Genomic DNA, 15,260 nt, shown 5'->3' on the forward strand with positions numbered 1-15,260 from the left:
GCTCCACCCCCTCGCGGGGACCCCGCCCGAGACCTCCCCGGAAGGCCCGGCATGACCATCGCCAGCGACGACCCCCGGGTCGGGGGGGGGGGGGCCCCGGCGCCCCCCCGCCCCCCCCCCCCCCCCCCCGCCCCGCCGCCCCCCGCCCCCCCCCCCCCCCCCCCCCCCCCCCCCCCCCCCCCCCCCCCCCCCCCCCCCCCCCCCCCTCGGTGCGTACGGCCTCAGAGCGGGATGTTGCCGTGCGCCCCGCGGCCGGCCGGGGCGGAGGCGAGGGCCTCCACCAGCCGCCGCCGGGTGCGGGAGGGCTCCACCACCTCGTCGACGACGCCGATCTCCAGCGCCCGGTTCACCCCGCCGGCGATCCGCTCGTGCTCGGCGGCCAGCTGCGCGTGCAGCGCCTCCCGCTCGGCCGGTGGGACCGCGGCCAGCTTCTTGCGGTGCAGGATGCCGACGGCGGCCTTGGCGCCCATGACCGCGACCTCGGCGCCGGGCCAGGCGAACACGGCGGTGGCGCCCAGCGAGCGCGAGTTCATCGCGATGTAGGCCCCGCCGTAGGACTTGCGGGTCACCAGCGTCACCCGCGGCACGACCGCCTCGGCGAAGGCGTGCAGCAGCTTCGCGCCCCGCCGCACCACGCCGTCCCACTCCTGGCCCACGCCGGGCAGGTAGCCGGGGACGTCGACCAGCACCACCAGCGGCACCCCGAAGGCGTCGCACATCCGCACGAAGCGGGCGGCCTTCTCCGCCGACGCCGAGTCCAGGCAGCCGCCCAGGCGCAGCGGGTTGTTGGCGATCACGCCGACCGTCCGCCCGTTGAGCCGGCCCAGCGTGGTGACGATGTTCGGCGCCCAGCGCGGGTGCAGCTCCAGCCCCGGCCCGTCGAGCACGGCAGCAACGAGCGGCTTGACGTCGTAGGCCCGCTGCGGCTGCTCGGGCAGCAGGGAGCGCAGGTCGACGTCGGGGGCGTCTGCCGCCGGCGCGAAGGAGCCCTGCGCGGCGAACAGGTCCACCGCCTGCCGGCCGGTCTCCAGCGCCGCCGCCTCGGACTCGGTGACCACGTGCACGACGCCGCTGCGCCGGCCGTGGGTGTCCGGGCCGCCGAGGCGCTCCATGTCGACGTCCTCACCGGTGACCGAGCGGACGACGTCGGGACCGGTGACGAACACCCGCCCGGCCGGACCCATGATCACCAGGTCGGTGAGCGCCGGACCGTACGCGGCGCCGCCGGCGGCGGGGCCGAGGACGACCGAGATCTGCGGCACCCGGCCCGAGGCGCGCACCATCGCGGCGAACACCTCGCCGACGGCGTGCAGCGCGGTCACGCCCTCGGCCAGGCGGGCGCCGCCGGAGTGCCAGATGCCGACCACCGGCACGCGCTCGCGCAGTGCGGTGTCGATGGCGTCGACGATGTGCCGGCAGCCCTCGACGCCCATCGCGCCGCCCATCACCGTGGCGTCGGTGCAGAAGGCGACGGCGGGGCTGCCGGCCACCGTCCCGCGCGCGGCCAGGACGCCCGAGGTGTCGCGGGGGGCGAGCAGGGCCACCGACCCGGCGTCGAAGAAGCGGGAGAGGCGGTCCTCGGGGTCGCGCGGGTCGGGGGTGGGCAGCGTCGGGACGGCGTGGACGGTGGTCACCGGACCTCCAGGGCGGGCCAGTCGGCGGGGCCGGCCCGGAGGCCGGGCGGGGAGGGGCTAGGCGGTCGTGAAGACGAGCGCGATGTTGTGGCCGCCGAAGCCGAAGGAGTCGTTGACCGCGGCGGTCAGGGACGCCTGGCGCGGCTCGCGGCGGACGATGTCGAGGGCCTGCACGGCGGCGTCGTCGTCGGGGTCGTCGAGGTTCGCCGTCGCGGGGACGACCTGCTCGCGCAGCGCGAGGACGGTGAACACCGACTCCAGGGCGCCGGCGGCGCCGAGCAGGTGGCCGGTCTGGCTCTTGGTCGCGGTGACCAGCGGGTGGTCGCCGACGGCGCTGCGGATGGCGGCGGCCTCGGCGGTGTCGCCGACCGGTGTCGAGGTGGCGTGCGCGTTGACGTGGCCGACGTCGGCGGGGTCGATGCCGGCGTCGCGCAGGGCGGCGCCGATCGCGCGGGCGGCGCCCTCGCCCTCGGGGTGCGGGGCGACGAGGTCGTAGCCGTCGGCGGTGGCGCCGGCACCGGCCAGCCGGGCGTGCACCCGGGCGCCGCGGGCCTTCGCCGAGCCCGCGCGCTCGAGGACCAGCGCGGCCGCGCCCTCGCCGAGCACGAACCCGTCGCGGCCCTTGTCGAACGGCCGCGAGGCGCGCTCGGGCTCGTCGTTGCGGGTGCTCATCGCCCGCATGGCGGCGAAGCCGGCCATGGGCAGCGGGTGGACGACGGCCTCGGCGCCGCCGACCAGGACGACGTCGGCGCGGTCGAAGCGCAGCAGGTCCAGGCCCCAGCGGATCGCCTCGGCGCCGGAGGCGCAGGCGCTGACCGGGGCGTGCACGCCGCCGCGGGCGCCGACGGCCAGCCCGACGGCCGCGGCCGGGCCGTTGGGCATGAGCATCGGGATGGTGAAGGGGGAGACCCGCTTGGGGCCCTTCTCCTCCAGGACGTCGTCCTGGCCGAGCAGGGTCAGCGCGCCGCCGATCCCGGTGCCGAAGACGACGGCGACGCGCTCGGGCGCGGCCCCGGCGTCGGCGGCGCCGGAGTCGGCCCACGCCTGCTCGGCGGCGATGACCGCGACCTGCTGGCTGCGGTCCAGCCGGCGCGCGCGGACCCGGTCCAGCTGCTGGATGGGGTCGGCGGCCAGGGTCGCGGCGAGCTGGGCGGGGAACTCCTTCACCCAGTCGTCGTCGAGGCGGCGGACCCCCGACCGTCCGGCCAGCAGCGCGTCCCAGGTGCTGGCGACGTCGCCACCGAGCGGCGTGGTGGCTCCGAGGCCGGTGACGACGACGTCGTCGTGCGTGCTCATGACGGGTCCTCTCCTGGGGGCGTGCGGGCGCGGGCGGCCGGGGATCCGGCTCAGCCCTGGTTCTTCTGGATGTAGCTGATGGCGTCACCGACGGTCTTGATGTTGCCCAGCTCGTCGTCGGGGATGGCCACGCCGAACTTGTCCTCGACGGCGGTGGCGATCTCGACCATCGACAGGGAGTCGACGTCGAGGTCCTCGGTGAACGACTTCTCCGGGGTGGCGTCGGCGGGGGCGACCCCGGCGACCTCCTCCAGGATCTCGGCCAGACCTGCCTGGATGTCCTCGCTCACGCGGGAGTCCTCTCTCTCGGTGGGGGCGGGCGCTGCCCGCCGTCGGGCCCGGGCGTCCCGGGGGTCTGGGGTGCCGCTCAGGGCAGGACGAGCACCTGGCCGGCGAAGGTCAGGCCGGCGCCGTAGCCGAGGACGAGCGCGAGGTCGCCGCTCTTCGCCTCGCCGGACTCCATCAGCGCGGTCAGCGCCAGCGGGATCGACGCCGCGGAGGTGTTGCCGGCCTGGACGATGTCGCGGGCGACGACGGTTTCCTTGCTGAACCCGAGCCGCCGGGTCATCGACTCGACGATGCGCAGGTTGGCCTGGTGCGGGGCGAACACGTCGATGTCCTCGGGCCCGACGCCGGCGGCCTCCATCGCCTGGATGAGCGTGTCGGTGAGCCGGGTGGTGGCCCACCGGTACACCGCCTGGCCGGCCATCGAGATGCCCCTGGAGCCGGCGACGATCTCGATCGCGGAGAACTGGTCGCCGTCGCTGCCCCAGGCCACCGGGCCGATGCCCGGCTCGTCGGAGGCGCCGACCACGGCCGCGCCCGCGCCGTCGGCGAAGATCACCGCGGTCGAGCGGTCGGTCTTGTCGACGACGTCGGTGAGCCGCTCGACGCCGACCACCAGCGCGTTGCGCGCCGAGCCCGCGCGGATGGCCGCCGAGGCCACCTCCAGCGCGTAGCAGAAGCCGGCGCACCCGGCGTTGAGGTCGAACGCGCCCGGGCGGGGGATGCCCAGGCGGTGGGCCACCTGCGGGCCGATGCCGGGGATCGGCTCCTTGAGGCTGGCGCTGGCCAGGATCACCAGGTCGACCTCGTCGGGCGCCAGGCCGCTGGCGGCCAGGGCCTTGCCGCCGGCGGCGACGGCCATCTCCTGCAGGGTCTCGTCCTCCGAGGCCCAGCGGCGCTCGGCGATGCCGACGCGGGTCTGGATCCACTCGTCGTTGGTGTCCATCACCTGGGCGAGCTCGTCGTTGGTGACGCGCCGGCGCGGCCGGTAGCCGCCGAGGCCCAGGATGCGCGCCCCGGGGGCGCCCTTCGGCAGTCGGATGCTCACGCGGGGACCTCCGGGTAGAGACGGGCGAGCGGGTCGCCGGCGTCGACGAGGTCGCCGTCCTGGACGAGCCACTCGGCGAGGACGCCGTCGTACCCGGCCGAGACCCGGACCTCCTCGCGGCGGCTGCGCACGCAGCCGAGCGGGGTGCCGGCGGGCAGGTGGGTGCCCTCGGGGACGTCGGCGGGGCTGACCGTGCCGCGGACGGGGGAGACGACGACCCGCCAGTCGGGCTGGTGCTCGGCCTCGGGCCGGCCGCGGGCGGCGTCGATGAGGGCGCGGGCGCGGTCGAGGTCGCCGGGGCCGGCCAGCGCCAGCACCTCGACCGCGTCCCCGTTGGAGGTGGCGCCCTTCCACTCGCGCTTGGCCAGGCCCGCCAGCGCGCCGGCCGGCGGCAGCTCGATCGCCGCGGTGACGCCGAGCTCGCGCAGGGTGGCCAGGCACGCGTCGAAGCGCACGGGGCTGGTGACCTGGCTGACCAGGCGGGACAGCACCTCGGTGCCGGAGTCGACCGCGGCGCCGTCGGCGTTGGACAGCAGCAGCCGGCTCGGGTCGGCCGGGCGCAGGCCGTCGACCAGGCCCTCGAGCTCCTCGCGGGCCGGGCCCATGTAGGAGGTGTGGAACGCGCCCGCCACCGACAGCGGCATCACCCGCGCCTTCGCCGGCGGCTCGGCCTTGAGCGCGGCCAGCCCGTCGAGCGGCCCGGCGACGACGACCTGGCCGCCGCCGTTGAGGTTGGCCGCGACCAGCCCGTGCCGCTCGAGCGCCTTCTCCAGCTCGTCGGGGTCCGCGCCGAGGACGGCGGACATGCCGGTGGGGGTGAGGCCGCAGGCGCGGGCCATCGCGCGGCCGCGGACGGCGGTCAGCGCGATCGCCGCCTCGACCGACAGCACGCCGGCCAGCGCGGCGGCGGTGAGCTCGCCGACGCTGTGCCCGGCGATGACGACGTCGCGGCCGGTCTGCGGCGTGTGCGCGACCGGGCCGGGCAGGCCACCGAGCTCGCGGGCCACGAACAGGCTCATCGCGACGACCAGCGGCTGGGTGACCGCGGTGTCGCGGATCGCCTCGGCGTCGCCGGTGGTGCCCAGGGTCAGCAGGTCGGCGTCGGCGATCGCCCCGGCCCAGCGGAAGAAGGACTCGGCGCCGGGGAGCTCCAACCAGGGGGTGAGCATCCCGGGCTTCTGCGCACCCTGCCCGGGCGCGAGGACGGCCAGCACCCCCTCACCGTCTCATTGGTCACGGTTCCCCGCGCGCTCGTCCGGAACGAAAGGTCACCACTGCCGTTTGGAGGGTTCCCACAACGGGAAGGCGCGGACGGGCCGTCGCCACCGCGATCCGTGGTGGACAACACTGCAGGACCCCTTGCGGCCCCGGGTCCCGCTAGTGCCAGAGGGAGCGCTCGCCGCCCAGGTCGGCCAGGGCCAGCGCGACCTGCAGGGTCCAGGCGCCGCGCGGGTCGGTGGCCACCTGCCCGGTCACCTCGGCGGCCCGCTTGAGCCGGTACCGGACGGTGTTCGGGTGGACGAACAGGGCCCGCGCGCTGGCCTCCAGGTTGCCGCCGCCGGCCAGCACCGCGCGCACCGTCTCCAGCAGGTCGCCGCCGGCGGTGCGCAGCGGCAACACCACCCGCTCGGTGAGCGCCGCGCGGGCCAGCGGGTCGCCGTCGAGGGCCCGCTCGGGCAGCAGCGCGTCGGCGGGCACCGGCCGCGGCGCCCCGGGCCAGGCCCGCGCGGCCCGCAGCCCGGCCAGCGCCGCCGCGGCCGACCCGCCGGCCGCGCTGAGCCGGTCGACGACCGGGCCGAGGACCACCGGGCCCGGCCCGAACTCCTCGGCGACCCGCTCGGCCGCCGAGCGCAGGTCCTCGGCGCCGCCCAGCACCACGACCAGGTGCTCGGCGTGCACGCCGACGAGCACCTCGCAGCGGTGCGAGCGGGCGGCGCGGCGGACGTCGGCGTGCGTGTCGCCGTCGGCGGGGGCGACCCCGACCAGCACGGCCACCGGGCCGGTGCCGTCCCAGCCGAGCGCGGAGGCGCGGCCGGGCAGCTCCTCGGACCGCTCGCCGCGGACCAGCGCGTCGACGACCAGCGCCTCCAGCCGCGCGTCCCAGGCGCCGCGGTTCTCGGCGAAGCTGGCGTAGACGTGCGCGGTGGCGAAGGCGACCTCGCGGCTGAACAGCAGCACGGCCATCCGCAGCGCGTCGGCGTCGCCGGGCTCGGCCACCGACTCGACGTGGTCGTCCATCACCTGGACGGTCAGCTCGACCAGGTCGACGGTCTGCTTGAGGGGCACGGCGCGGACCAGGTCGCGCGGCGCGGCGCCGAACACCTCGCCGGTCAGCCGGGGCGGCCGGTCGGGGGATCGGCACCACTCGACCAGCGAGGCGATGCCGGCCTGCGCGACGAGCATGACCCAGGAGCGCTGGTCGGCCGGCATGGTCCGGAACCAGGGCAGGTCCTCGTCCATCCGGGCGACGGCGCGGGTGGCGATGGCCCCGGAGGCGCGCTCCAGCCGCCGCAGCGTCGCCGCGGACGGTGGGCGGTCGATCACCCGGTGGGCCACGCGGTCAGCGTGTCACGGCCGGTCGCCTCGGGGAGAGTGGGGGAGTGACCGCCCCGACCACCGCGCCCGCGCGGGCCCGCCGCCGGGTGCTCCGCGCGATCGGGGGCGGCCTCGCCGTCCTCGCCCTGCTCGGGACCGGGGTGGCCGCCCGCTTCGGCCCGCAGGTGCGCCTCGACGACGCGGTGAGCCGGGAGCTGTACGCCGGGGACGACCGCTCGGCGCCGGTGAGCGCGCTGCTGGAGACGCTCACCACCCCGGGCGTCACCTGGTTCCGCGTGCTGGTGTTCCTGCCCGTGCTGGTCTGGCTGGTCCGCCGCCGCGCGTGGCGCACCGTCCTGTGGGTCGCCGTCGCGGTCACCGCGGTCGGGCCGCTCACCACCGCGCTCAAGGACCTGGTCGGGCGCGCCCGCCCGGCGTTCGAGAACGGCGGCCTGGTGTACGAGGGGCTCAGCTACCCGAGCGGGCACTCGTCCGGCATCGCCACGCTGGTCACCGTCGCGCTGGTGCTGGCCTGGCCGCGGCTGGCCGCGCCGGGCCGCCGCGCCGCCGTGGCCGCGGGGATCGCGCTCGCGGTGCTGGTCGGGCTGACCCGCGTGTGGCTCGGCGTGCACTACCCGTCCGACGTCGTCGGCGGGCTGTGCCTGGGGACGGCGTGGTCGCTGCTGGTCGCGCTGGTCGCGGGCGGCCTGCCCGGGGGTCCCGCGGCGCTCCCCGGCCGGGACGCCGCGCGGTGACCGGCATCGCGGGCACGCCGCTGCTCGAGCCGGGCGACGGCTCGCTGGGCCCCCTGCTGCGGGTCACCGACGACCGGCTGCCGCCCGGGGTTGGCTACGGCGTGCACGCGCACCGCGCCGTCGACGTCGTCGCGGTGGTGCTGGCCGGCTCGCTCACCCACCGGTGGGGCGGGGTCGCCCCGCTGGCCGCCGGCGACGTCGGCGTGCTGCGCGCGGGCACCGGGCTGGACCACGACGAGGTCGCCGGCCCCGACGGCGCCCGGGTGCTGCAGAGCTACCTGCGCGCGGCCGACCCGGCCGCGGCCCCGGCGCACGAGGTCGTGCGCGCCCCCGCGGGCTGGGTCGACCTCGGCCGGCCCGACGCCCGGCTGTGGCTGGGGGCCGACGGTCCGGACGTCCCGGACGGCGTGGTGCTGCGCCCCGGCGGCGGGGTCGCCGTCGTGTGGCGGGTCGATCCGGCCCGCCCCGCCTGGGCGACCTGACCGGGGGACCGCCCCGCGCGGCGGGGGCCGGCCCGGGGCCCGGCCGCCGCCGCGACCTCAGGCGGAGGCGCGCTGCACGAGCCGGGTCGGGCAGACCCGCGCCTCCACCCCGGTGTCGCCCTCGACCTGGCGCAGCAGCAGGTCGGTCATGTGGCGCGTCATCTCGCCCAGCGGTTGGGCGACCGTGGTCAGCGGCGGCTCGGTGGTGGCGGCCACCGCGGCGTCGTCGAACCCGACGACCGCGACGTCGCCGGGCACCGAGCGGCCGGCCTCCCGCAGCGCGCGCAGCGCCCCCACCGCCATGGGGTCGGAGGCGACGAACACGCCGTCCAGGTCCGGTGCCCGCTCGAGCAGCCCGGCCATCGCGCGGGCGCCGCCGGCCTCGGTGAAGTCGCCCTCGGCGACGAGCGCGGGGTCGAGCCCGACACCCGCGGCGTCCAGCGCGGCGCGGTAGCCGGCATAGCGGTCGAGGCCGGCGATCATGTCCTGCGGGCCGGTCACGGTGGCCACCCGCCGCCGGCCGGTGGCGAGCAGGTGCTCGGTGGCCGTGCGGGCGCCGCCGGCGTTGTCGGCGTCGACGTAGCAGGCCGCGCGGCCGTCCGGCGGGCGGCCGGAGAGCACGAGCGGCACGCCCGCCTCGGCGAGCACGCCGGGCAGCGTGTCGTCGCGGTGCGGGGACACGAGGATGACGCCGTCGACGTGCCCCTGGCGCACGTACCGGCCGACCTTCTCCTGCTCGCGCCCGCCCCGGGCGGCCAGCAGCACCAGGTTCATCTCGGTGTCGGCCAGCGCCCCGGACAGCTCGCGCACGATCCGGGCGAAGAACGGGTCGCTGAAGACCTGGGCGTTGGACTCCGAGAGCACCAGCGCGATGGTGTCGGTGCGCCGGGTGACCAGGCTGCGGGCCGCGGGGTTGGGGACGTAGTGCAGCCGCGCGACGGCCTCCTCGACGGCGCGCCGGGCCTCCGGGCGCACCTTCGGCGAGCCGTTGACCACGCGGGACACCGTCGCGCGGGACACCCCGGCGAGCTGCGCGACCTCGTCGAGCGTGGGGGAGGAGCCGCGTCCGGCGACCGTCGTCACGTGACCTCCTCCGTCCTCGTCGTGGGCGTCCATGGTGCACGGCGCAGGTCCGCGGCGTCTCGTGAGAGCGCTCTCTTGACACGGTGGTGTGATCCCCGCCACTCTGCTCCCACCGATCGTGAGAGCGCTCTCACGGACGCCACCGTAGCCCGGACACAGCCGTTCGGGAACCGATCCAGGAGGACCGATGACCGTTCCCCGGAGACGCAGGGCGGCGCTGGGCGCCGCGCTCGTCACGACGCTGATGGCCGCCGGCTGTGGGGGCTCCGGCTCCGACGACGACGGCACGATCACCCTCGACCTGGGCCTGTTCGGCACGTTCGGGTTCGAGGAGGCCGGGCTCTACGACGAGTACATGGAGCTGCACCCGGAGATCCGGATCGAGGAGGAGTCGGTCGAGCGGTCGGCCGACTACTACCGGGCGCTGCAGACCCGCCTGGCCGCGGGCTCGGGCCTCGCCGACATCCAGGGCATCGAGATCGGCTTCGTCGCCGACGTGGTGGAGAACCACGCCGACGCCTTCGTCGACTTCGCCGCCGGGGAGGACGCCGACGAGGTCCTCGGCCACTTCTACGACTGGAAGGTCGAGGAGGCCACCACCTCCGACGGCCGCGTGATCGGCCTGGGCACCGACGCCGGCCCCGAGGCCATGTGCTTCCGCCGCGACCTGTTCGAGCAGGCCGGCCTGCCCACCGACCGGGCCGAGCTCGCCTCGCTGTGGTCGACCTGGGAGGGCTACCTCGAGCTCGGCCGGCAGTACGAGGCCTCGCCGACCAAGCCCGAGGGCAGCTCGTTCGTCGACAGCCCGGCGAGCGTCTTCTCCGCGGCCGTCTACCAGGGCGAGACCGCGTACAACGACGCGGACGGCAACCCGATCCCCGACTCCAGCGACGGCGTCACCACGGCGTGGCAGAACGCCAGCGTGGCGGCCGCGGAGCAGATGACGGCCAACCTCATCCAGTTCGGCGACGAGTGGAACTCCGCCTTCGCCAACGGCGCGTTCGCGACCATCTCCTGCCCGGCCTGGATGCTCGGCTACATCACCGGCCAGGCCGGTGAGGAGGCCGCGGGCACCTGGGACGTCGCGCTGCTGCCCGGCGGCGCCGGCAACTGGGGCGGCTCGTGGCTCGGGGTGACCGAGTCCAGCGAGCACAAGGAGGAGGCCGTCGCCCTCGTCGAGTGGCTGACCGCCCCCGAGCAGCAGGTCAAGATGTTCACCCGGGAGGCGCACTTCCCGTCCAGCCAGCAGGCGGCGGAGGACCCGCAGGTGTCCGACGCGACGAACGACTACTTCAGCGGGGCGCCGGTCGGCCAGATCTTCGGGGAGTCGGCGGCGGCGCTGCGGTTCACGCCGATCGGCCCCTACGACACCCAGATCCAGGAGGCGTTCACCAACGCCCTGAGCACCGTCGCCGAGGGGACCAGTCCTGACGACGCCTTCCAGGCCGCTCTCGACGAGATCGAACAGATCGTCGGGGGCTGACAGACCCCGGCCGGCGCCGGGGCGAGTCCACCCGCCCCGGCGCCGGCCGGCTCCACCCCCTCGCGGGGACCCCGCCCGAGACCTCCCCGGAAGGCCCGGCATGACCATCGCCAGCGACGACCCCCGGGTCGCGGCGGCCGCCGCACCGGCGCCACCGAGCCCGCCCGTCCGCCCCGCGGCCGGCCGGCGCCGGTCCCGCCTCACCCGCAACCGCTGGGGCTACGCCTACGTCGCCCCGTTCTTCGTCCTCTTCGCCGCCTTCAGCCTCTACCCGTTCCTCTACACCGCCTGGATCTCGCTGCACGAGGTGCGGCTGTCCGACATCGACGGCGCCGAGTTCGTCGGCCTGGGGAACTACACCGAGCTGCTGCAGAACGAGTTCTTCTGGAACGCCGCGAGGAACACCCTCACCATCGGCGTCCTCTCGACCGTGCCCCAGCTGGCCATGGCCCTGGGCCTGGCGCACCTGCTGAACTACCGGCTCCGCGGCCGCACCTTCTTCCGCGTCGCGATGCTCATGCCCTACGCCACCAGCATCGCCGCGGCCACGCTGGTGTTCGCCCAGCTCTTCGGCCACGACCACGGACTGATCAACGCCGGCCTGGAGGCGGTCGGGTTCGACCGGGTCGACTGGGAGAGCGGCACCTGGACCAGCCAGATCGCCATCTCGGTGATCGTCACGTGGCGCTGGACCGGCTACAACGCGCTGATCTACCTGGCCGCCATGCAGGCCATCCCGAACGACCTGTACGAGGCCGCCACCATCGACGGCGCCAGCCGCTGGAAGCAGTTCCTCCACGTGACCGTCCCGTCGCTGCGGCCGACGATCCTCTTCACGATCGTGGTCTCGACGATCGGCGCGGTGCAGCTGTTCGGCGAGCCGCTGCTGTTCAGCGGCAACGGCATGACCAGCGGCGGGGTCTCCAACCAGTACCAGACCCTCGGCCTGCTCATGTACGACCAGGGCTGGACCAACTTCCGCCTCGGTCAGGCCGCGGCCACCGCCTGGACCATGTTCCTGATCATCCTCGTGGTCGTCGGCCTCTACGGGCTGGTCGCCCGCCGGCGCGCCCGGGCCGAGCGGTAGGAGCCCCTCATGACCACCCTGGCCTCCCCGCCGGAGCGGACCGTGTCCGTCCCCGCCCCCGCCGCGCACCGCCGGCGCGCCCGGAAGGTGACCTCCGCCGGGCCGGTGACCTACGTGCTGCTCGGGCTCACCGCGCTGCTGTCGGTCTTCCCGCTCTACTGGACGGCGGTCGCGGCGTCCAAGACCAACGCCGAGCTCGCCGGCACCCCGCCGCCGTTCCTCCCCGACGCCGACCTGTTCACGAACATCGGCCGGGCCATGGACGAGGCGCCGATCGGCCTGGCGATCGTCAACTCGGTGGTCGTCGCCGGCTGCATCACCGTGGGCACCGTCCTGTGCAGCACGCTGGCCGGCTTCGCCTTCGCCAAGCTGCGCTTCCGCGGCAACAAGACGCTGCTCGCGCTGGTCGTCGGCACGATGATGGTGCCGACCCAGCTGGCGATCATCCCGCTGTTCATCCTCATCGCCCAGCTGCAGTGGGTCGACCACCTGCAGGCGGTCGTGCTGCCCACGCTGGTCAGCGCGTTCGGCGTCTTCTTCATGCGGCAGTTCCTGTCCCAGGCGCTGCCCGACGAGCTGCTCGAGGCCGCCCGCGTCGACGGCGCCTCGACGCTGCGGACCTTCTGGTCCGTCGTCGTCCCGGTCGCCCGCCCCGCCATGGCGGTGCTGGCGATGCTGACCTTCCTCACCGCCTGGAACGACTTCTTCTGGCCGATCATCGCCCTCACCACGGAGAACCCGACCGTGCAGGTCGCGCTGGCCGGACTCGGCGGCGGCTACGTCCCCGACACCGCGGTGATCATGGCCGGCACCCTCGTCGGGACCCTGCCGGTGCTCGTCGTCTTCGTCGTCCTCGGCAAGCAGATCGTCGGCGGCATCATGCAGGGCGCGGTGAAGGGATGAGGCGCCCGTCCGACCGTCCCGTCCCCCGCACCCCGGAAGGCACCTGAGCCATGGCCACCGTCACCTTCGACTCCGCGACCCGCATCTACCCGAAGGCCGACCGGCCCGCCGTCGACGGCCTGGACCTGGAGATCGGCGACGGCGAGTTCCTCGTCCTCGTCGGCCCCTCGGGCTGCGGCAAGTCCACCTCCCTGCGCATGCTCGCCGGCCTGGAGGAGATCGACGCCGGCAGCATCCGGATCGGCGAGCGCGACGTCACCGACGCCCCGCCCAAGGACCGGGACATCGCGATGGTCTTCCAGAACTACGCGCTCTACCCGCACATGACCGTCGAGCAGAACATGGGCTTCGCGCTGAAGATCGCCGGCGTCCCGAAGGACGAGATCGGCCGGCGGGTGGCCGAGGCCGCGAAGATCCTCGACCTCGAGGACTACCTGCGCCGGCGGCCCAAGGCGCTGTCCGGCGGCCAGCGGCAGCGGGTGGCCATGGGCCGGGCGATCGTCCGCAACCCGCAGGTGTTCCTCATGGACGAGCCGCTGTCCAACCTCGACGCCAAGCTCCGCGTGCAGACCCGCACCCAGATCGCCGCCCTGCAGCGGCGGCTGGCCGTCACCACCGTCTACGTCACCCACGACCAGGTCGAGGCGATGACGATGGGCGACCGGGTGGCGGTGCTGCGCGACGGCGTCCTGCAGCAGTGCGACACCCCCGGCGCCCTCTACGACCGCCCGGCCAACACCTTCGTCGCCGGGTTCATCGGCTCGCCGGCGATGAACGTCGTCACCGGCACCGCGGTCGACGGCGGCGTCCGGCTCGCCGGCGCGGTGCTGCCGGTGCCGCGGGACCTGCTCGACCGGGCCGCCGCCGGCACCGGGAAGGTCACCGTCGGCTTCCGCCCCGAGGCGCTGGAGACCGCTGCGCCTGGTGACGGAGGGCCCGGCCAGGGCGTGCCCGTGGTGGTCAACGTCGTCGAGCAGCTCGGCTCGGACGCCTACCTCTACGCCACCCTCGGCGCCTCCGACGACGGCGACGTCCTGCACACCGCCGACGTCGTCGTCCGCACCGAGCCGCGCTCGGCCGCGGCGGTGGGGGAGACCGTGCACCTGCGGGTCCGCGAGGGCGGCCTGCACGTCTTCGACCCCGTGACGCAGCTGCGCGTCGACTAGCCCCTACCGTCCTCCCCGTCGACGGCGGCCCCGTGCCGCCGCGCCTCCCCCTGACCTCGCCCCGCTCACCCCTGCCCTGAGGAGCACCCCTGCCGTGACCACCACCGACAGCCGCGAGGACGCCCTCGCCGGCCTGACCTTCCCGCCCGGCTTCGTGTTCGGCGCCGCGACCGCCTCGTACCAGATCGAGGGCGCCGTGACCGAGGACGGGCGGGGACCGTCGATCTGGGACACCTACAGCCACACGCCCGGCCGCACGTTCGAGGGCCACACCGGCGACGTCGCCGTCGACCACTACCACCGCTACCGCGACGACGTCGCGCTGATGTCGGGCCTCGGGCTGTCGGCGTACCGGTTCTCGGTGGCCTGGCCGCGGGTGCTGCCCGAGGGCGGCGGCCGGGTCGAGCAGCGCGGGCTGGACTTCTACCGGCGGCTGGTCGACGAGTTGCTCGCCGTCGGGGTGGCGCCCTGGCTGACCCTGTACCACTGGGACCTGCCCCAGGCGCTGCAGGACCGCGGCGGCTGGGCCGACCGGGACACCGCCGAGCGCTTCGCCGACTACGCGTCGGTCGTCGTCGACGCCCTCGGCGACCGGGTGCGGCACTGGTCGACGCTCAACGAGCCGATGTGCAGCGCGCTGCTCGGCCACGTGTCCGGCGCGCACGCCCCCGGCCTGCAGGACCCGGTCGCCGGCGCCCGCGCCACCCACCACCTGCTGCTCGGGCACGGCCTGGCCGCGGCCCGGCTGCGCGAGGCCGGCGTGACCTCCCTCGGCGTCACGCTGAACTTCACGCCGATGCACCCGGCGAGCCAGGACCCCGCCGACGTCGACGCCGCCCGCCGGCTCGACGGCCAGCAGAACCGGATGTTCCTCGAGCCGGTGGTCCACGGCGCCTACCCGGCCGACGTCGTCGCCGACCTCGAGGCCGCCGGCGCCCCGCTGCCGGTGCGCGACGGCGACCTGGAGACGATCGCGGCGCCGCTGGACTGGCTCGGCGTCAACTACTACTTCGAGCAGACGGTGCGGGCCGGCACCCGCCCCGCGGACATGCCGCCGACGTCGTTCATCGGCGGCGGGGACGTCGTCGAGCTGGACCCCGAGGGCCCGACGACGACCATGGGCTGGGGGATCAGCCCGCAGGCGTTCACCGACCTGCTGCTGTGGCTCACCGAGCGCGCCCCCGGGCTGCCGCTGGTGGTCACCGAGAACGGCTCGGCCTGGGAGGACGAGGTCGACGCCGAGGGCGCGGTGCACGACCCCGAGCGGGTCGACTTCCTGGCCCGCCACCTCACCGCCATGGCGGCGGCGATGGAGCGCGGCGCCGACGTCCGCGGCTACTTCGCCTGGTCGCTGCTGGACAACTTCGAGTGGGCCCGCGGGTACGCGCAGCGGTTCGGGCTGGTGCACGTCGACTACGCCACCCAGCGGCGCACGGTGAAGGACAGCGGCCGGGCCTACGCCGAGCTGCTGCGCCGTCACCGCGACGGGTCCTGAGGACCGGG

The 15,260-nt window shown here is 75.7% G+C and carries 14 protein-coding genes; 7 read left to right on the forward strand and 7 right to left on the reverse strand.

Translation table 11 applies throughout. The features are described from left to right. Positions 1-221 precede the first annotated feature (221 nt). The 6 genes from ACI798_RS03225 to ACI798_RS03250 all read right to left on the reverse strand — a co-directional run bounded on the left by ACI798_RS03225 (position 222) and on the right by ACI798_RS03250 (position 6,819). Complete coding sequence (locus ACI798_RS03225) at positions 222-1,634, reverse strand: acyl-CoA carboxylase subunit beta (RefSeq protein ID WP_456941853.1); 1,413 nt, start codon at positions 1,632-1,634, stop codon at positions 222-224. Positions 1,635-1,691: 57 nt separating this feature from the next. Beyond that, complete coding sequence (locus ACI798_RS03230; RefSeq protein ID WP_456941854.1) at positions 1,692-2,930, reverse strand: beta-ketoacyl-[acyl-carrier-protein] synthase family protein; 1,239 nt, start codon at positions 2,928-2,930, stop codon at positions 1,692-1,694. A gap of 50 nt (positions 2,931-2,980) precedes the next feature. Next, the gene (locus tag ACI798_RS03235) at positions 2,981-3,220 is read right to left on the reverse strand and encodes an acyl carrier protein (protein ID WP_387984847.1); all 240 of its coding nucleotides are present in this window, start codon (positions 3,218-3,220) and stop codon (positions 2,981-2,983) included. 77 nt (positions 3,221-3,297) lie between these two features. Then, a complete protein-coding gene (locus ACI798_RS03240; RefSeq protein WP_456941855.1) occupies positions 3,298-4,263 on the reverse strand; it encodes a beta-ketoacyl-ACP synthase III in 966 nt (321 codons plus the stop codon). Continuing rightward, a complete protein-coding gene (locus ACI798_RS03245; RefSeq protein ID WP_456941856.1) occupies positions 4,260-5,477 on the reverse strand; it encodes an acyltransferase domain-containing protein in 1,218 nt (405 codons plus the stop codon). The genes ACI798_RS03240 and ACI798_RS03245 overlap by 4 nt, the downstream gene beginning before the upstream one ends. Before the next feature lie 163 nt (positions 5,478-5,640). Then, positions 5,641-6,819 carry a PucR family transcriptional regulator gene (locus tag ACI798_RS03250; protein ID WP_456941857.1) on the reverse strand — a complete coding sequence of 393 codons (1,179 nt, stop codon included), beginning with the start codon at positions 6,817-6,819 and terminating at the stop codon, positions 5,641-5,643. A gap of 44 nt (positions 6,820-6,863) precedes the next feature. On the opposite strand from ACI798_RS03250, the gene ACI798_RS03255 reads away from it, so the two are divergent. Beyond that, complete coding sequence (locus ACI798_RS03255) at positions 6,864-7,553, forward strand: phosphatase PAP2 family protein (protein ID WP_456941858.1); 690 nt, start codon at positions 6,864-6,866, stop codon at positions 7,551-7,553. Next, on the forward strand, positions 7,550-8,035 hold the full coding sequence (locus tag ACI798_RS03260; RefSeq protein ID WP_457047222.1) for a pirin family protein: 486 nt from the start codon (positions 7,550-7,552) through the stop codon (positions 8,033-8,035). Before ACI798_RS03255 ends, ACI798_RS03260 begins: the two co-directional genes overlap by 4 nt. A 57-nt stretch (positions 8,036-8,092) precedes the next feature. Here the strand turns inward: ACI798_RS03260 and ACI798_RS03265 are convergent, their stop codons facing one another. Then, the gene (locus ACI798_RS03265) at positions 8,093-9,118 is read right to left on the reverse strand and encodes a LacI family DNA-binding transcriptional regulator (RefSeq protein ID WP_457047223.1); all 1,026 of its coding nucleotides are present in this window, start codon (positions 9,116-9,118) and stop codon (positions 8,093-8,095) included. A 187-nt stretch (positions 9,119-9,305) separates the two neighbouring features. On the opposite strand from ACI798_RS03265, the gene ACI798_RS03270 reads away from it, so the two are divergent. The 5 genes from ACI798_RS03270 (at position 9,306) to ACI798_RS03290 (ending at position 15,252) form a co-directional block, all read left to right on the forward strand. Further along, positions 9,306-10,601 carry an extracellular solute-binding protein gene (locus tag ACI798_RS03270; RefSeq protein WP_457047224.1) on the forward strand — a complete coding sequence of 432 codons (1,296 nt, stop codon included), beginning with the start codon at positions 9,306-9,308 and terminating at the stop codon, positions 10,599-10,601. A gap of 100 nt (positions 10,602-10,701) precedes the next feature. Then, positions 10,702-11,688, forward strand: coding sequence for a carbohydrate ABC transporter permease (locus ACI798_RS03275; RefSeq protein WP_456941862.1), 987 nt, complete (start codon positions 10,702-10,704; stop codon positions 11,686-11,688). A 9-nt stretch (positions 11,689-11,697) separates the two neighbouring features. Beyond that, on the forward strand, positions 11,698-12,591 hold the full coding sequence (locus tag ACI798_RS03280; protein ID WP_456941863.1) for a carbohydrate ABC transporter permease: 894 nt from the start codon (positions 11,698-11,700) through the stop codon (positions 12,589-12,591). A gap of 50 nt (positions 12,592-12,641) precedes the next feature. Continuing rightward, complete coding sequence (locus ACI798_RS03285; RefSeq protein WP_456941864.1) at positions 12,642-13,757, forward strand: ABC transporter ATP-binding protein; 1,116 nt, start codon at positions 12,642-12,644, stop codon at positions 13,755-13,757. Positions 13,758-13,851: 94 nt separating this feature from the next. After that, entirely contained in the window at positions 13,852-15,252 is a 1,401-nt protein-coding gene (locus tag ACI798_RS03290; protein WP_456941865.1) for a GH1 family beta-glucosidase, read from the forward strand. The last annotated feature ends 8 nt before the right edge of the window (positions 15,253-15,260 follow it).

This window comes from Geodermatophilus sp. SYSU D01045 (genome assembly GCF_054050295.1).